Raw genomic sequence first — 18,309 nt, 5'->3', positions numbered from 1 at the left:
AATTTCCGATTTTTATAATTTTCAAAGTCTATCTTTCAGCTCTTTATACAACAAAGCCGAACTGAATTAAAAATAGAAATGTAGTTGAGCTGATGCTTGCTCATTTCTTTATTTTTAGTAATTGAGGTGAACATACTGTCAGTACATGGTAGTTATGGATGTAATATATAGTTTTTCCGACGTCAATAAACTCAACTATTTTGGATGTTAAAATAATCAATTATTTTTTAATACGAAAGGTTTTAAGATGAAATCAAAGAAAATACTCGCCCTTGCATTGGTGATGTCGTGTATAGCTGCTCTATCAGGCTGTAACACAACACCTGATAACAATAGTCAGTATACTAATGCAGTCGAGACTTCTCATAAAAATAGTCACAGTAATATTGCTAACCCCCAAGTTTTGGATATTAAGGGCAGTATTACTGGCTATGATACAAAGGAATATATATTCCATGCACAAGCTAATCAAGTATTAAGAGTAGTAAGACAAAACACATCAGACGATATGGTATTAAATTTACTGTATCTTGGAAATAACAATAAAACTAGTGAACTCTCTGGTGATTTCCAAGTCCTGCCTTATACAGGGGATTATAAGCTTATCGTAAGCCAAACACGCAATGATGCCCGTAAGCATGCAAGCACCGAAATAAAATTTAATTTGAAAGCATTTATCACTGACCAGCAGCAACCATCTAACCAGCAAAATTATGTCGTCAACTACAAGTGTGATAGCAACGAAAATCTAAGCGTAACCTACCACTTTAATAACCAAAAAACTAGTGCGACAGTGACTTACGATAATATTTCACAACAGCTAAACTTTGATGATCAATATAGTAAAAAAAATAATCCAGTATTCTCCAATAATAACTACTTACTGAGCGTAGGAACTATTAATGATGGCGTGTTTGGAGACACAATGGTCTACTCTTTGTTAGATTTAAAAAAATCTAAAGGTGGCTACGCATTATTACAAAACTGTCAAAAATTATAAACGGTGGTCTTTATGCTGTTCAAGTTGGTTTTGAGTTTATAAGTTAATACCTGTTTTGACTGGGTTTAATATTTGAACCCAGTCAAAATTCTGTGTAACTGTTATTTGCTAACAGGAATCTCAATCTCTCACTAACCTCGGCCCAGTAGCAACGCTGATCCGCATTCTGGATGCTCATCCAACCTTGATTTAAAAAATTAGATAATAAAAAACCCCGGCATCCTGCCGGGGTTTTTCGTATTGGTTCGCTCGGTATAACTCCTGTCGTACCTTACAGTCCTTGTGCTTATCTCTTGTTATTCTTGTATGGAACTTCCTGTTCCCGATGAGTTCATCATAGGAAAATTCCAGTATTCCGGATAGCCGCAAAGGGCCGAGTTTTATGTACGCCAAGGCGTACAAAATAGCCTAAATTTTATCCACAGCAACTGGGGATAGTTTCGCAACCTAGAACCGCATGAAATGGGCACTGATTCCGAAATTGATCATTTATTAATCAAATTTCCTGGCAAAATGTTACAGATTTGCTTAAAAACTCACCAACTTATTACAAAAGCCGATTTTTTCTAGTTTCTTAGTCATGAATAAATTTTTAAGTTATTGATATTTATATTAATATACAAGTGTACTTCGTATAACGCCCATTATGTTAAATGGGTGGATTATTTTCATTAATGATCCCAAAAGCTTTTCTCCATGCCTGAGGGCTGGTGCCATATTTTTCACGAAAATTTTTTCTAAATGACACGGTATTATTAAAACCTGAAAGCTCGGTTATCTTTTCGATAGACAAGTTTGTCGTTTCTAAAAGTTCACAACTTAATCTGATTCTTTCAGTATTCAGCCAATCGACTAGGGTCATGCCTGTCGCTTTCTTAAAATGCCGTGTGAACGTCCTGCGTGTCATATATGTCCGTTCAGCGAGGCTTTCAATATTATGTTGTAAAGCTAAATTCTTTCTTAAAAAATCAAGTAATACATTAATTTGTGCATCTTGGCTCGATTCTGCGACTGGCTGTTCAATAAACTGAGCTTGCCCACCTTCACGGTGAGGCGGGATCACCATTACTCTAGAGACTTTATTCGCAATTCGTGCATTATAGATTTCACGTACCAAGTACAAGCAGCAGTCTAACGCTGCGCCTGTTCCAGCAGAGGTTACGATCCTTTGGTCCTCTACATACAGGGCGTCATTATCAAGCTGAACCTGTGGAAATCGTTCACTAAAATCTTGTTCAGCCATCCAGTGCGTAGCTGCTTTTTTATGGTCAAGCAGCCCTGCATATGCCAATGCATAAGTTCCATAGCATAACCCTACAATTCTAATTCCAGTCTGATATGCACAATTTAGGGCATTGATAAGTACTTCTTCAGGCTCATGATTAAAATCATCCCATCCAGGAATAATAATAAGATCCGACTCTTTAATGAGTTCGATCCCCCCATCAGGGATAATCATCATAGACTGTTCTGTTTTTACGGGTTGGCCATCTATAGAAAAAATTTTCAGATCAAATAAGCGTTTATCTTCAATCCTGATATTGAAAATGATATGGGGGATAGAGAAGTGAAATGGATTTATATTGGGATAAACGAACAATCCAATCACTGGTATAGCCATTCGGTCTACCTCTCTAAAATAATAAATATAGCATGTTGTCCCAATAGTTTCGATGATTGTCCTTAAAGACAATTTTATTGCTTAATTTTTCCTATCATGATTCGAGTATGACTAAATGATTGGATCTGGAACATGAATAAAATTTTAAGTAGCTCTGTTATTGCACTCTCTCTGGCAATGGCTTCAGTCCATTTATATGCGAATGATAAGGTGGTTCAGCGAGATACTTCTAAAGTTACGCATATACAAGAAATTCGCAATGCAACGATTAAAGTAACCTATGCTGATACGACTTTTTTAATTGACCCAATGTTTGCTAAAAAAGGATTCTATGAAGGTTTTCCTGATACTCATCGTAGCTATTTACGGAACCCATTAGTCGATTTGCCTATCAAGCCCGAAACGATTTTAGAAGGTGTAGATGCGGTAATCGTGACCCATACCCATTTAGATCATTGGGATGATGCAGCACAAGCGACTATTCCGAAAAACATGCCGTTGTTTGTACAGAATAAAGAAGACCAGAAAATCATTCAGTCACAAGGCTTCAAAGATGTTCGTGTATTAACTCAAGCGACCTTTGAAGGGATTAAGCTCACTAAAACTGGTGGTCAACACGGTACTGATGCCATGTACCGTATTCCTAAGCTTAAAGCTGGATTAGGTGAAGCAATGGGTGTGGTATTTGAAGCTGCTGGCCATGAAACTGTTTATGTGGCAGGAGATACCATCTGGCGTTCTGAAGTTGATCAAGCGATTCAAACATTTAAACCTGATGTGATTGTCTTGAATACAGGTAACGCCTTGGTTGATGGCTTTAAAGAATCCATTATTATGGGTAAAGAAGATACTTATCGTGCAACTCAGAAAGCACCAAATGCTAAAGTGGTTGCTGTTCACATGGATGCAATTAACCACATGTCAGTAACACGTGCTGAGCTTGCAGAGTACGTAAAAGACAAAGGGATTCAAGATAAGGTTTTAATTCCTATTGATGGTGAAACGCTTTCTTTCTAAAGAAACTTAAAGAAGTGGAATACTTCCACTTCTTTAAAATCCTAAGCAGAACAAAACAAATATTAGTTAAGTAAAGGAATAGATATGTCAAAATCAGCTTTATTAGTTATCGACTTACAAAATGAATATCTACCTACAGGTAAATTACCATTGGTAAATATTGAACAAGCTGCTGCTAATGCAGTGAAAGTAATTGCGAAGGCCCGTAAACAGGGTACTCAAGTGATTCATGTCCAACATATTGCTGATGCTGAATCTCCTATATTTGAACCTAGCTCAAATGGTATTGAATTTCAGGACACAGTTAAGCCGCAAGAAGATGAATCTGTGATCATTAAAAATCACATCAATGCGTTCTTAAACACGAATCTCAAAGAAATTTTAGATAGCAATCAAGTGACTGAGTTAGTCGTGATTGGTGCTATGAGCCATATGTGTGTTGATGCTGCTGTTCGTGCTGCTTCTGATTTTGGTTATAAGGTAAAAGTTATTCATGATGCTTGTGCAACACTAGACTTGGAATTTAATGGCGTTAAAGTACCTGCTGGTCATGTCCATGCAACATTAATGGCCGCTTTTGAATTTGCATATGCTCAAGTGATATCAACTGAAGATTATGTTAGTTAAAGATTAAGATTTTCTAAAATTAACATAATACACCTTATACGTAATGCTTGATATTTCTCTTTAAATATCATTATATTAAAGCAAGCCGTTCTGAAATATAGGGCACCAGAGCGGCTTTTTATTGATTATTCATGTTCCACGCTTAAAATTCGAACAGTGTTTCATGATTTTTATAAGTTAAACTAAATTTAGTTGCTAATCCCAATAAGCTATTCACTAACTTGTAAATATCGGTATACCGCCTGACGACTAATCCCAAAAGCTTTCCCTAATGCCATTTTCGATGGATACTTCCCCTCCTTCCATGCTTGTCGTAAAGCTTCAGCTTGGTCAGGCTTTAGTTTATGCACCCGACCTTTGTACTTCCCCTGAGCAGAGGCGAGTTTTATTCCTTCCTTTTGCCGCTCTAAAATGAGCTCACGTTCGAACTGTGCAAAAGCACCCATCATTTGAAGCATCAAATTATCCATCGGGGTGGATTCGGCTGTAAAAGTAATATTTTCTTTTACAAACTGGATGGCGATCCCTCGTTTGACCAGTTTATCTACTTCAGTGACCAAATCTTTTAGGCTTCGCGCAAAACGATCCATTGAATGTACAATCACCCTGTCCCCTTCCCGGACATAGTTCAACATTTCCTGAAATTTAGGTCGGTCAGTATTTTTACCTGAAGCACGGTCAACAAAAATCCGGTCGACCTCAATTCCTTCAAGTTGACGTCCAGTGTTTTGCTCGACAGAACTTACCCGGACATACCCTACTTTTTGGCCTTTCACTTTTTCACGCCCCAATTGGATAAAAATGAACAATTTCGTAAATTATAATTCTTTAACACTAAAGTTACATGTTACTTATGATTAAAAATCATTTAAATGATACATAATTTCATGAACTTTCAGATTGTAACTTTAGGGTATACTCTAAAGATACAAAAATAAAAACTTATAAAATACGATAAGTGACCGTCACACGCCACATAAGTTGTCATTGATAAAAACCGCCATTATGTGTACTAGCTCAAACTTTCGATATCTTCAAAAAAAATTCAAATATAATTTTGTTTCACTTTTTGGAATTCATTAGCTGTATATTTAATTGTGTGATTCATAGAGATCATTTCAATATAATGGGTGTCTATGAACAGAGAAATTCAACAAAGACTCGTATGGGTTAAATTATTTGAAGAGACCAATGATGCTGGCCTAGTTTGTCGGAGATGTGGCATTTCTAGACCAACTTTACGCAAGTGGTGGAAACGATATTCTGAACAAGGTATTGATGGATTAAGTAGTCAGAGTAAACGTCCCTTAAAATCGCCAAATACTAAAATCAATGCTGAGCTAGAAGCTTTAATATTAGAAATGCGCTCGGCTAGAAATCTTGGTGCTCGACGTTTGCAAACAGAATTGATGAGGCTACACGGAGTCTCGTTGTCCTTAGCGACTATCCATAAAGTACTCTCCACCCATCAAGTCAAACAGATTAAAAAATTCCGTCGTAAAGCAGATTTCATTCGTTATGAACGCCCATTACCAGGCGATAGAATTCAAATGGATACCTGTAAACTGGGTCCTGGAATATATCAGTACACATCTATCGATGACTGCACACGATATCGCATTTTAAGGATATATAAACGCCGAACAGCTGCGAATACTCTCGACTTTTTAACTGTGTAATTGAATAAATGCCTTTTCTCATACAGCGAATACAGACCGATCGAGGGCGAGAATTCTTTGCTGAAAAAGTACAGAAAAAATGATGCAGTATGGAATCAAATTTAGGCCAAATAAACCGGGTTCACCTCATCTGAATGGCAAGGTAGAGCGCTCACAAAAGACTGATAAATTTGAGTTCTACGCTACTGTAGATATCGATTCAGAGGAAATTCAGAGCAAACTGGCAGAATGGCAGCATTACTATAACTGGATGAGACCACATTCAGCTTTGAAAGGTAAAACACCGATGGAAAGGTACTTTGAATTATGTGAAGAAACTCCTTTCTCAGATGAAGTCCAGAAGCAATACGACCCCTCAAATGAACGGATTCAACATGCCAATTACAAGATGGATTTAGAGATCGCTAAATTGAAATGATCTCTATGAATCACACAATTTAATATCGAGCAATCCTTTTTGTTTTAACGCTTGATGCTCAAAAAAATAAAAAATTTCAGCAGAAGTTAAATCAATTCTTTTTTGCCTAGCAATAGCTGTAAATGAACAAGCTCCAGCAGAGCGATCTAGAACTTTTTTGTCCTTCAGACTCTCTAGCGATAAATTAAACATTTTCATGTATTCATCAAATGTTCTTCCAATAAATACAACTCTATTTACTTGATACACTTCGCCCTGATCATTTTTTTTTGATCAAGTCCTCTGGATCTACTTCTTCAAACTTAACTAACTGATAGATTTTTTCAGTTAAGTCCTTTTCCAAATTCAAGGAAAAATCTTGTCCTAAATAATCAAGATTAATTTTTTTTATAAGCATTTTCTAAAGCCTTCTGGAAAGGCTCACGTTTCTTGATTCCTTGCTTCTCGCACTTAGCTTGCCACCAGCCTTAAATTATATACCTCCTTAAATTATATAACTTCATTTTTCTCCTATTGTGTCCTTAGTCATGACTAAGGGTAATCAAGCTAGATAGTCGGAATATGTAATTCAAGAATAAAGTATCACACTGAATCATCATAAAAATTTAGTAGAGCTAACTGAATCTAATGATGAATTTAAAGGGTAGTTACTGCGATTAGAAATAGTATTAAATTTGACTATAGAGTAACGCTTTTGATTGAAAAATGTGTGTTATTTCACATTAATTATATATATTATGTGGCTGTAATGAATAAATGTTTGCTTTTTTGTAAACAAATCGGATTTTTCTTAAGCTAGATTAAAGATATAAAGCAGAATTTTTTAATCATTACAAATTTTATTAATATTCAACCAATTAAAAAGGTTTTGGTAATGAAAAAACTTAATTTAGCTTTACTTACAATAACTTTATCTGCTGTTGGTACAACGACTTCTGTTTTCGCTGCTGATGGTACAATTACTGTAAATGGTAAAGTTGTATCTAGTACTTGTACGTTATCTGGTTCATCGGGAGCTAGTGGAACAGGCTCGAATGTAGCTTTGACACTTAATACTGTTCGTAATGATGCATTTAATACTGTTGGTTCAGTACAAGCGCAAAAAAGCTTTACTCTCAGCGTAACTAATTCTGGTGGATCAGCAGTGTGTGATGCAGTTACTATTGGTGGGATTAAAAATATCACTTTAAGTGGTACATCTGGTACAGATTATGATGTAACCAACAAAACTTATTTAATTAATCAAGATACTACAGCTCCGACAACTAAAGATGTTTATGTTCAAATTCTTGGTACAGATTTAACGACACCTATTGATTTTAGCTCAACTAAGCAACTAGGGGCTCCAACAATTACTGGTAGTGGTGCTAGTACTACAGGTACTTATACGCTTGCAGCTCGTTATATTTCAAACAAAGTGTCTCCTGCTGCTCAAACTGTATTAGCTAAAATTAATTATACTCTAGAGTATAATTAATTTTACTAAAATAATAATTACTATAGTTTTGGAGAGAAAATAATGCGTAAAATTCATTTTTTAGTTGGATCTATTTTTTTGTTTACTCAGTACGTATTTGCTGGTGTAAGTATAGATGGTACTCGCATTATTTTCCCTTCCAATGCTAAAAGTGTTAGTGTGCAATTACGTAACGAGTTTGCTACACCTGCATTAGTACAAACATGGATTGATCAGGGTGATATGAGTACTATACCCTCAGCTGATCAAATACCTTTTGTGCTTACCCCGCCTTTAGCACGTGTCGAGTCTAAAAAAGGGCAAATTATCCGGATTATACCTACAGGTTCACCTGTTTTACCGCAGGATCGTGAGTCGTTGTATTGGTTTAATATGTTGGATATTCCACCTGAAGATCCAGCAAATGCAGGTAAGAATATACTAACCTTTAATGTACGTAGCCGTATTAAGCTATTTTACCGTCCCACTAGTTTAAAAATGTCTTCAGATAAAGCTTTTGCTAGTATTCGTTATAACTACAATAACAATACACAAGATGTCACTTTAGACAATCCAACACCTTATTTTGTCACAGTCACCAAAGCAGAGTTTAAAAATCAAAACCAAACTGCAAGCTATACTGCAGATGCCGTTATGCTAGTACCTTTTTCAAAACTAACATTGAATCAGTTTAAGCTGAATTTTCAGCCTAATCGAATGATTTATACTATTATTAATGATTTAGGCGGCAGTCAAACTTTTGAAGTGAAATAAAAAATCACTTACAGAGTATTTAACGATATGAAGATCGGTTATTCAAGTAGTTTTATATTATTTATCCTTCTTGTAAGTAACACTTATGCTTCTGCCGAATCAGATATTTCCGGTCAAGATACGGATAAAATGTTGGCTCAAAATAATAAAACTATTTTAACGTTTAATTCCTCTTCATTATTTGGGGGGCAGAGTCAAAGTGTCGATCTGTCGATATTTCGTAGTGCGAATTATGTTGCTGAAGGTGCTTATATCGTAGATACAACGGTCAATGATCGTTCGATTGGCGAACTCAAACTATTGTTTAAGCATTTGGATGCAAACCCAACCGCAGTTTTATGTATCGATGCAGATATGCTAAAACGTCTGGATTTGCAGTCACACTATTTGGATTCACTGGCTAAAAAAGACTGCCTGACCATTAAAGATATTAGTCCAAATGCATATTATGATTTTGATCTGTCGACTCAAAAAATAGCGATTTACATCCCTCAAAAATTTGTGGTTGATCGACCAGCGGGTTACATTGACCCTGCATTATTTGATCCAGGGATTACTTCTGCTTTTGTTGGTTATAATGCCAACTTTAACCAAAATGATCAGGAAGACAGCAAATATTTGGCTTTAACAGCAGGATTAAATGTAAACGGCTGGTATTTTCGTCATGCTGGGAATTTTGATTCGAAGGATTCTGGTTTAGGAACATATCGTTCCTATCAAAATGTACTTTACCGTGATATCACCGCGATAAATGCGCGTATAAGTGGTGGACAGTTTAATACATCTAGTCTACAAACGGAAAGTTTGCCAATTGTAGGGGTGCAACTCGCTTCAGATTTGTCGATGCTGCCTTGGTCCATGCGTAGCTATGCACCAGTAATTGAAAACGTTGCCAATACCAATGCTTTGGTTCGGGTTTTTCAAAATGGTCAAAAAATCTATGAGAAAACAGTTCCTGCAGGTCCATTTCGTATTACTGATTTAACTTCTTTTGCCTCAGGAGCGATGACACTAGAAATTACAGAGAATGGTGGCGAGAAGAAAACCTATATTATACCCGTGCAAAATAATATGAATTTATTAAAGTATGGACAAAAGACATTTAGTATTGCGCTTGGGAATTATAAAACTATTGAAAAATTGACGGATGACAGTGTGTTACAAGGTAGTTATAACTATGGTTTAAATAACTATTTAACATTATTGAGCGGCATTAACTTAACCGAAGATTATCAGGGCGTATTACTTGGAGCGGGCTTAAATACTTTTTTTGGGGGGATAAGTATTAAGACAAATGCAAGCCAAGCTACATGGTTGAATCAGGACTATAATGGCCACAAAATTGCGTTGGATTATTCTTATTATTTGCCTGCGTATAAAATGAATTTTTATGCCAATGCGCAAAATCAAACACGGCATTATTTAACAGCATCAAATCTACTTTCTTATAAAAATTACGATTATTTAAATACAGATGAGCTAAATGATTTATCTTTAACCGCGGATTTAAGAAATCAGATCAATTTTAGTTTAAGTAAAAGCTTTGATAACCCGAGAGTGGGTGCGTTTAGTGTAGGATTTTTAGTAAGTGATTATTGGAATAGCGATAATAATCGGTACCAATATAACTTGAGCTATGGCAACTCATGGAAACGCTTGTCTTATTCGATTGGATTCTCTCAAACTAATTATAAAGAGAATACCTTTGACAAAGACCACAGTGTTTATGCTAGTCTCTCTTTGCCTCTCGACTTTCGAAAGTCTAATCTCAACCTTAACTCGACTTATCAGCAGGGTGAACAACAAGGTCGCGATAGCGATAGCTTTGGTGCTTATTTGTCTGGTACAGCAGGTTCTAATAACAATCTCAACTTTGGTTTAGGGGCAACTTCCAATCGTTTTGATGGCAGCACCAATACCTCATACAATGCCAATGTAAATTATTTATTGCCTCAGGTGAATTTAGGGGCAACAGTCTATCATGCTAATCAAGATACTCAATATTCACTTTCAGCACAGGGGGCAATTGTTGCGCATCGTCACGGTATTACAGCGACCAATACTGCAGCAGATACTTATACTATTATTCATGTCGATCACGGTGCTGGCGCAAGTATTGATAATGCATGGGGTATAAAACTTGACCGTTGGGGAAATGCAATTTATCCAAATGCTTCAGCCTATTCGATCAATACGATTTCGATCAATCCAGATCAGTTGCCGCCTGAAATTACTTTGGATGGTAACCAAACTCAAGTTATTCCACGTATGTATAGTTCAACTCTTGCAACTTTCAAAGTGAATCAACAAAGCAATATTTTAATGCGTATTCATAGTAAAAACACCCAACAGTTTCCTATGGGAAGCCGTATTGAAACATCAAGTGGTAATTTAATTGGTTTGATGGGACAGTCGAATCAATCCTTACTTACCCATGATATTCGTGATTTAAAAGAACCTTTAAAAGTGGTGTGGGGAGATCAGTTAAAACAAAGCTGCAATATTCCTATAACAGAATTTGATTCAGTGGTTAAGAAAAAGAATAGCCAATTAGATATTCTTAATGTGGAGTGCCATTAAATGTATAAGAAAATAGCGCTAGGCTTATTATGTTTATTGGCTTTTGCCTCCAAAACTCATGCCGACTGTTTTGCCAGAACAAACCCTGTTAATTTTACTGCAAATTTAACTAAAGCACATAGTGATAATGCTTATCTGCAACTTGTATCTCAAACCATAGCTGCGTCAGCAGCTCAACCAATTGACTCTTGTAATTCGGGAAATGGTCCTAGTACTTTTACCATGAATGCAGTAACTGACTTAATGACCAATAGTACCTTTCCTAAAGGTGACTATACCTATTATCAAATTCCCCCTGCTAACATTACGCCAGCCTCACCAAATATGAAAGTCTATATCGCTTTTAGTGTTAAAGATAATCAGAATACTGCAACAGAACGCTGGATCAATAGCTCAACTGATTCTTATGAGCTCTTTAATGGTTATAGTGATACGCGCGGCTTACGTCTACAAGATATTCGTCTATTAGTCTCGGGTTTGGGGAATAGTGCTGGTGTGTATACAATCTCCAACTTAAGATTAGGTAGTTTTTCTGCAAGTGACAGAAGCCGGACATGGTGGGGGGGGATAGTGGGGGCAACTGCATCTACATCGATTAGATTAAATACCACGACTTTTCAAGTTAAAAAATCTACGTGTATAGTTAATAATGGTGCAGCAATTAATGTTAATTTACCCACTATACCAAGTAGCAGCTTTACTGCGCCTGCTCAAACCATTGGAGATACGGCTTTTACAGTAAATGTGAGTGGCTGTAGTTTAGAGGATAGCAATAAAACTCTCCTTGCCTTATTAACTGATAATAACAACTCCTCTGCAAGTAATACGAATGGGTTATTAAAAAATATCCACTCTGCTAATGTTTCGGTACAAATAACAGACAATGCTGGAAACGCTTTACCGATTGCTCCGAAAAATATTAATAGTTCAGATAGCTTTTTTGATTTCGGGATAATTGGTTCTAGTGGAACAGTTTCTAAAGGATTTAAAGCTCGTTACTATTCCAATGTTGGTGCTGTACCGGCAACGCTAGTACAGGCACAGGCTACAATTACACTAATTTATAATTAAACAGAGAATTATGGAATTTATCAATTTATAGGGGTTTTGTTGCACAAATATTCAAAGTTGAATTTCCTCCTGTCCCAAGTTTAAGACGTAACTCATAGGGTTTACCTAATCCTTTAAATCTATGCAGGCATGAATTTTATTCACCTGACTTTAAAAATGCCTTGCTGAGAATTTATCTCCTAATAATTTTATGCAATGTATCTAGGTTTTACCAAGCTTCGGTGATGATAGCCAGACTAATTTTAGATCAGGGGAGATTACTCTAGGTGTTGGCTAGGATCAAAGTTACCTTTGTTTGATTAAGATTTCGACACCTTTATCAAAACGGGTAACTTTCTCTTTTTCAAGAAGAATGTACGATCAAGTCTGAACTAATACAATTTATTGCTTAGGATGAATCTTTATTGTCTGCCTACAAAAAAGCCCAACAATACATGACTGAGGGCTAATTTAACTTACATATTTTTATAGATGGTATCTCGTCTATCAACATCTAGGACTAATACAACAATCCTATCGTCAATAACCTGATATACCAATCTATATCCTACGGACCTAAGCTTTATCTTATAAATATCAGTAGATCCTCGCAGCTTGTTTTTAGGTATCTTTGGATTCTCTAAGATTGCTTCCAACTTACGAATAAATTGTTCAGCTATTTGAGGGTTTAATTTATCAAACTTTTTCAGAGCTGTTTTTGCGAACTCTAGCTCGTAGGTCATTAATAGATACCTTTACTGTTTCTTCAGTATCGATTTGCTCAGCTAGTTTCAGAAGTTCCCGATCTTCGACTAAATCCATCAGTCTTTCGTACATATCAGCAGGAACACAGTAAAATGCAGGATTATTCCTATTCAGAATAGCTACAGCTTCACCGAACCCATTGTTTACGACTTCCATAGGATTCTTTTTAAGTTCAGAAACACTAGCCACAAATCGAGAGTGGATAATGTTATTCATGTCAGTTTTCTCGGTAGATGTGTCCTACATCAATTTGTAGCCAATTGACTAGAACTGCTCCTCGGTAATTAAAGAGATGCTACAAAACCAAATATAATATAACCAATTTAAAAACCCAATACAAGACCTTCTAATAGGTCTTCTATTGAGTCAAACAATTATGTAAATTAAAGGATGCAAACGACAATCCTTCCTGAGCCAAGCTGTACTGAATGGCGGTCAACCAATCTTATACCTGATCAAATATTGGTATAAGGAAGTATAGATGAACAATAAACTATCAGGCACTGTTGCAAATAGTCGGTGGTGATAAACTTATCATCCCCTTTTGCTGATGGAGCTGCACATGAACCCATTCAAAGGCCGGCATTTTCAGCGTGACATCATTCTGTGGGCCGTACGCTGGTACTGCAAATACGGCATCAGTTACCGTGAGCTGCAGGAGATGCTGGCTGAACGCGGAGTGAATGTCGATCACTCCACGATTTACCGCTGGGTTCAGCGTTATGCGCCTGAAATGGAAAAACGGCTGCGCTGGTACTGGCGTAACCCTTCCGATCTTTGCCCGTGGCACATGGATGAAACCTACGTGAAGGTCAATGGCCGCTGGGCGTATCTGTACCGGGCCGTCGACAGCCGGGGCCGCACTGTCGATTTTTATCTCTCCTCCCGTCGTAACAGCAAAGCTGCATACCGGTTTCTGGGTAAAATCCTCAACAACGTGAAGAAGTGGCAGATCCCGCGATTCATCAACACGGATAAAGCGCCCGCCTATGGTCGCGCGCTTGCTCTGCTCAAACGCGAAGGCCGGTGCCCGTCTGACGTTGAACACCGACAGATTAAGTACCGGAACAACGTGATTGAATGCGATCATGGCAAACTGAAACGGATAATCGGCGCCACGCTGGGATTTAAATCCATGAAGACGGCTTACGCCACCATCAAAGGTATTGAGGTGATGCGTGCACTACGCAAAGGCCAGGCCTCAGCATTTTATTATGGTGATCCCCTGGGCGAAATGCGCCTGGTAAGCAGAGTTTTTGAAACGTAAGGCCTTTGAATAAGACAAAAGGCTGCCTCATCGCTAACTTTGCAACAGTGCCCTAATTAGAGCTTTTACAAGATCCACTTCTTTTTTTTGAATTGCATCAATCACGAGAGATCTTTGGAGATTTTTACCATTCCAGAATTTTGGAAACTGCTTAAGAATTCCATTTAGCGTTTGAATTAGAGCTGTATCCATGAATTACTACCGATGCTAAAAATTTGTGAATGCGGAATTATATGCGATTCTATTCCCATTCATCTTAGATATTTAACTAACAGATCTTAGACTAGATCATGAGTTGTACGATTTACTCACTTCATTAAGAAGATTCTTTTAAATTTTTCTCATCTTTTATATGTTCGGTAACTCTTATCATCCAATACATCAATACAAAAAATGGAATAAGCAGAATTAAAAGGTAAAGGATACTAAAATTCAGAAAGTATCTGGCAAAAGATAAGATTGTCAGTAAAACCAATAATCCGCAAACCGTATAGACAATTTTATTGCGTTTACTAATTAGCTCGACAATAGAAAGATCCTGATTTTTCATTCTATGATTCCTAGTAGCTTGTGCAATACTGCATTTCCCTATAACCATGTAGCATATTCACCAGAACCATGAGTTGATTAAGGTACGTACTAGGTAGCCCTTCTAGCTCAGGGAATTTTTCCCACATTAGATATTTATCTTTGTAGAGAAAGCAATTTTTCTTAAATTTCTCTTGGCCTGATAACTCAATTTTCATTTGTTCAAGCTGCTTAAAATGCTCAACCACATCGTCTGGAATCGGCATATTGAGAGCTACACTTTTACCATTTAACCAATATTGGATTGGTCGGACGTTAATAGATTCATTAAAGCCTATAGCTTTGAAATAATCGCGTATCGCTTCAGGGTTGTAAAATCCCAATGATTCAACTAGCAGTTTAAAATCTGCATTTGTCATTCTTTACCGTCCTTAATCAGATTAAATTTGATTATATAGTCCACAGGTGGACAATACAAGCAATATCCCAAGTTTAACCTTCTATTGGTTTTTGTAGATTATGGACTGCCAATATTATTGTCTGGTCAATAATCTCTAAAACGTCTAATCCCGATGCTTGGATAAATGCTGCAAGCTGCAGCGTTTATCCAGGCATCTATATTACCTATCTAATCTAGATCCATAGCAGATATATCAGAGCAAAGTGTCTACTTTGCGAACTGACGCAATCAGTTAAATTTTCCCTTCCCTGATTACCGTTGATTTTCAAGTGAGCTGTGGGCGGACAAAATAGTTGGGAACTGGGAGGGGTGGAAATGGAGTTTTTAAGGATTATTTAGGGAAGAGTGACAAAATAGATGGGAACTGGGTGTAGCGTCGTAAGCTAATACGAAAATTAAAAATGACAAAATAGTTTGGAACTAGATTTCACTTATCTGGTTAACTAATCTAGCTAACCTGCCGCTCAGCTTAGTACGATCCTATATCCAACTGATCATAATCCTTTCATCAGTATCCCAAATTAAATCCCCCTCCTAGACTGCCTCACCAACACTTTACAGTGATCCCGTATTTCCGGACAGGTGATTGATTTTTTTCGCTTGTACAGGTGTTAAGCCACAGTTATCTTGATGTGGACATTATGCATTGTAATAGCCCATTAACATGCGCTAAGAGCATAAATTAATATACAGTAACAAGCATTACGAGGTGCTAATGTTTGGAAAGCAGCCTCTTCCAACTACAATAATAAGTTAACTATCCTCCACCCACAAATAATTACAAATGACCCCTTTCCGCTATAACTCCGATCTCACCAGCGGCTCGCTACAAACCCGAGAGTGTCGCATTATTACTGGCTTGTTACTCCAAGAGCTTGATGAAGCTGCCTGGGATAAAGCCATGTATAAGGAAAATGTGCTTCAGAAACGCACGCAATCTACGGTAAGACGTATTTCTTCAGCGCTTAGAAAACGCCTAGAACACCTAAGCTCTGACTTTTGGGCTTTTGCGTTTTTATGTTAGGCATTGTCTGGCAACTGGAGGAAGTGTAATGACCATGAATGGTCACTGTGATTGACAGTATCTTGCTTAAACTTATCTGAACAATGGTAGAACTGGCTCATATTTATCCCCTCTATGATTGTTTATCTTTTTCACCATAAAAAGTATCAGGGGCTACTCAGGGCTACATAAAGATATTTATCTACTTTTACTGATTGATAAGTAGCATCAGTCCATCCGCAGGACTGGTGGTGCCGGCAAAATGCTGACCCAACACATGCGTATAGATTTGCGTGGTCTTAACATCGTTATGCCCTAAGAGTTCTTGCACAGTGCGAATATCACGCCCCGCTTGTAATAGATGCGTAGCAAACGAGTGACGAAATGTATGACAAGTGACACGCTTGCTAACGATGCCTGCTTTTTGTACGGCTGCCTTCAATGCCTTTCGCGCAACGGAGTCATGCAGATGATGGCGGCATAATTTGCCGTTATACGGGTGGTTGCAGAGCGTGCTGGAGGGAAAGACAAACATCCACGCCGCTTGTCGATAAGCAGAAGGGTATTTGTGATCTAAAGCAAAAGGCAGCGATGGCCCTACGCCTTGTAAGTTGTCGTCTTGCTGAATAAGCCGCGCTTGCTCAATGAGTTATTTTATTGCTGGGATTAGGCGCGTGGGCAGTAGGCTGTTTCTGCTTTTCCCACCCTTACCGTCATGCACAGTGATGCAGCCATTATCAAAATCAAAATCTTTAACCCGCAAACGCAAGCATTCATTAATGCGCAAACCTGCACCATACAGCAGCGTAAAAATAACTTGGTTGCGAGTATCCATAACCTGCAAAATGCGTTGCACTTCATTTGCAGAGATAACAGAGGGTAGCCGTCTAGGCTTGCTTGCAGGGATATAATCAATATCGCCCAACGGCTGTTGTAAAAACCTGTTGTACAAAAAAGCTAGGGCATTTAAAGCGATTTTCTGCGTGTTTATGGCTACATGTCTGCTGTTTGCTAAGCTGGATAAAAACAGCCTGACCTCTTCACTGCCCATGGTCTGAGGATGACGTTTTTTGTGAAACAGAATAAAACGCTTAATCCAGTGCAGGTAAGTTTTTTCAGTTTTCAGCGCATAACCTTTTTGTCGCATATCCGTGCGTATAGAATTTAAAAATGGACTGTTAGACATAAAACGCTCCTTGTCTTGCAACTGTCTGCCTATACAGCCTATTCTAGCTGGGATTTAAAAAAGTGCCTGTTTTTTACGCCTAGAGATGCTTGTTTACCGGTAGAGTTTTAATTTAATGCTAAATAAATTAAAATGTTATGAGTTCTTTGGGTGAGATAATGTGCATCGTGCAAGCAGGATAGACGGCATGCACGATTTGTAATAACAGAGTGTCTTGTATTTTTAAAGAAAGTCTATTTAATACAAGTGATTATATTAATTAACGGTAAGCATCAGCGGGTGACAAAACGAGCATGCTTACTAATAAAATGTTAACCTCTGAGGAAGAATTGTGAAACTATCACTAATGGTAGCTATATCGAAGAATGGAGTTATCGGGAATGGCCCTGATATTCCATGGAGTGCCAAAGGTGAACAGCTCCTGTTTAAAGCTATTACCTATAACCAATGGCTGTTGGTTGGACGCAAGACTTTTGAATCAATGGGAGCATTACCCAACCGAAAGTATGCGGTCGTAACACGTTCAAGTTTTACATCTGACAATGAGAACGTATTGATCTTTCCATCAATTAAAGATGCTTTAACCAACCTAAAGAAAATAACGGATCATGTCATTGTTTCAGGTGGTGGGGAGATATACAAAAGCCTGATCGATCAAGTAGATACACTACATATATCTACAATAGACATCGAGCCGGAAGGTGATGTTTACTTTCCTGAAATCCCCAGCAATTTTAGGCCAGTTTTTACCCAAGACTTCGCCTCTAACATAAATTATAGTTACCAAATCTGGCAAAAGGGTTAACAAGTGGCAGCAACGGATTCGCAAACCTGTCACGCCTTTTGTACCAAAAGCCGCGCCAGGTTTGCGATCCGCT

The 18,309-nt window shown here is 37.6% G+C and carries 16 protein-coding genes and 2 pseudogenes; 11 read left to right on the top strand and 7 right to left on the bottom strand.

Features of this window, described 5'->3' with window-relative positions; all coding sequences use genetic code 11:
- Window positions 1-247 precede the first annotated feature (247 nt).
- Window positions 248-1,000 (top strand): ACP-like domain-containing protein, encoded by a 753-nt coding sequence (locus FSC11_RS15605; protein ID WP_163167857.1) that lies wholly within the window; start codon window positions 248-250, stop codon window positions 998-1,000.
- 649 nt (window positions 1,001-1,649) lie between these two features.
- Here FSC11_RS15605 and FSC11_RS15600 read toward each other — a convergent pair.
- Window positions 1,650-2,621, bottom strand: a complete 972-nt coding sequence (locus FSC11_RS15600; RefSeq protein WP_163167855.1) for a GlxA family transcriptional regulator — start codon at window positions 2,619-2,621, stop codon at window positions 1,650-1,652.
- A gap of 132 nt (window positions 2,622-2,753) precedes the next feature.
- On the opposite strand from FSC11_RS15600, the gene FSC11_RS15595 reads away from it, so the two are divergent.
- Both FSC11_RS15595 and FSC11_RS15590 read left to right on the top strand, forming a co-directional pair.
- Window positions 2,754-3,638 (top strand): MBL fold metallo-hydrolase, encoded by an 885-nt coding sequence (locus tag FSC11_RS15595; protein ID WP_004733158.1) that lies wholly within the window; start codon window positions 2,754-2,756, stop codon window positions 3,636-3,638.
- An 84-nt stretch (window positions 3,639-3,722) separates the two neighbouring features.
- A complete protein-coding gene (locus FSC11_RS15590; RefSeq protein ID WP_005176773.1) occupies window positions 3,723-4,265 on the top strand; it encodes a cysteine hydrolase family protein in 543 nt (180 codons plus the stop codon).
- 209 nt (window positions 4,266-4,474) lie between these two features.
- Here FSC11_RS15590 and FSC11_RS15585 read toward each other — a convergent pair whose 3' ends face one another.
- Complete coding sequence (locus FSC11_RS15585) at window positions 4,475-5,041, bottom strand: recombinase family protein (RefSeq protein WP_163167853.1); 567 nt, start codon at window positions 5,039-5,041, stop codon at window positions 4,475-4,477.
- Window positions 5,042-5,401: 360 nt separating this feature from the next.
- On the opposite strand from FSC11_RS15585, the pseudogene FSC11_RS15580 reads away from it, so the two are divergent.
- Window positions 5,402-6,362, top strand: a pseudogene (locus FSC11_RS15580) (IS481 family transposase).
- Between the two features lie 3 nt (window positions 6,363-6,365).
- Here the strand turns inward: FSC11_RS15580 and FSC11_RS15575 are convergent.
- Window positions 6,366-6,611, bottom strand: coding sequence for a hypothetical protein (locus FSC11_RS15575; protein WP_227591029.1), 246 nt, complete (start codon window positions 6,609-6,611; stop codon window positions 6,366-6,368).
- A gap of 625 nt (window positions 6,612-7,236) precedes the next feature.
- On the opposite strand from FSC11_RS15575, the gene FSC11_RS15570 reads away from it, so the two are divergent.
- Genes FSC11_RS15570 through FSC11_RS15555 form a run of 4 tightly spaced genes read left to right on the top strand, consistent with a single transcriptional unit; the run spans window position 7,237 to window position 12,243 of the window.
- The gene (locus tag FSC11_RS15570; protein ID WP_163167851.1) at window positions 7,237-7,839 is read left to right on the top strand and encodes a fimbrial protein; all 603 of its coding nucleotides are present in this window, start codon (window positions 7,237-7,239) and stop codon (window positions 7,837-7,839) included.
- Window positions 7,840-7,881: 42 nt separating this feature from the next.
- A complete protein-coding gene (acuD, locus tag FSC11_RS15565) occupies window positions 7,882-8,592 on the top strand; it encodes a thin pilus assembly periplasmic chaperone AcuD (protein WP_163167849.1) in 711 nt (236 codons plus the stop codon).
- Window positions 8,593-8,619: 27 nt separating this feature from the next.
- Complete coding sequence (gene acuC / locus FSC11_RS15560) at window positions 8,620-11,172, top strand: thin pilus assembly outer membrane usher AcuC (RefSeq protein WP_163167847.1); 2,553 nt, start codon at window positions 8,620-8,622, stop codon at window positions 11,170-11,172.
- Window positions 11,173-12,243, top strand: coding sequence for a fimbrial protein (locus FSC11_RS15555; RefSeq protein WP_163167845.1), 1,071 nt, complete (start codon window positions 11,173-11,175; stop codon window positions 12,241-12,243).
- Between the two features lie 455 nt (window positions 12,244-12,698).
- Here the strand turns inward: FSC11_RS15555 and FSC11_RS15550 are convergent, their stop codons facing one another.
- Together FSC11_RS15550 and FSC11_RS15545 are read right to left on the bottom strand one after the other, a co-directional pair.
- A complete protein-coding gene (locus tag FSC11_RS15550; RefSeq protein WP_163167843.1) occupies window positions 12,699-12,965 on the bottom strand; it encodes a type II toxin-antitoxin system RelE family toxin in 267 nt (88 codons plus the stop codon).
- Window positions 12,919-13,203, bottom strand: coding sequence for a type II toxin-antitoxin system Phd/YefM family antitoxin (locus FSC11_RS15545; RefSeq protein WP_163167841.1), 285 nt, complete (start codon window positions 13,201-13,203; stop codon window positions 12,919-12,921). The genes FSC11_RS15550 and FSC11_RS15545 overlap by 47 nt, the downstream gene beginning before the upstream one ends.
- 346 nt (window positions 13,204-13,549) lie before the next feature.
- Between FSC11_RS15545 and FSC11_RS15540 the strand changes: the two genes are divergently transcribed.
- Window positions 13,550-14,254, top strand: a complete 705-nt coding sequence (locus tag FSC11_RS15540) for an IS6-like element IS26 family transposase (protein WP_001067856.1) — start codon at window positions 13,550-13,552, stop codon at window positions 14,252-14,254.
- Between the two features lie 560 nt (window positions 14,255-14,814).
- Here the strand turns inward: FSC11_RS15540 and FSC11_RS15530 are convergent.
- Window positions 14,815-15,201 (bottom strand): hypothetical protein, encoded by a 387-nt coding sequence (locus FSC11_RS15530; RefSeq protein WP_005248689.1) that lies wholly within the window; start codon window positions 15,199-15,201, stop codon window positions 14,815-14,817.
- 825 nt (window positions 15,202-16,026) lie between these two features.
- On the opposite strand from FSC11_RS15530, the gene FSC11_RS15525 reads away from it, so the two are divergent.
- The gene (locus FSC11_RS15525) at window positions 16,027-16,266 is read left to right on the top strand and encodes a BrxA family protein (RefSeq protein WP_001353740.1); all 240 of its coding nucleotides are present in this window, start codon (window positions 16,027-16,029) and stop codon (window positions 16,264-16,266) included.
- Between the two features lie 187 nt (window positions 16,267-16,453).
- On the opposite strand, the pseudogene intI2 reads toward FSC11_RS15525, so the two are convergent.
- Window positions 16,454-17,431: pseudogene (gene intI2 / locus FSC11_RS16345) on the bottom strand (class 2 integron integrase IntI2).
- A gap of 331 nt (window positions 17,432-17,762) precedes the next feature.
- Between intI2 and dfrA1 the strand changes: the two are divergent.
- A complete protein-coding gene (dfrA1, locus tag FSC11_RS15510) occupies window positions 17,763-18,236 on the top strand; it encodes a trimethoprim-resistant dihydrofolate reductase DfrA1 (RefSeq protein ID WP_000777554.1) in 474 nt (157 codons plus the stop codon).
- Window positions 18,237-18,309 lie beyond the last annotated feature (73 nt).

This window comes from Acinetobacter schindleri (genome assembly GCF_010918895.1).
Classification (GTDB): Bacteria; Pseudomonadota; Gammaproteobacteria; order Pseudomonadales; family Moraxellaceae; genus Acinetobacter; species Acinetobacter schindleri.
Note: the sequence above shows the minus strand (reverse complement) of the source record. Positions and strands in the feature narration are given on the sequence as shown.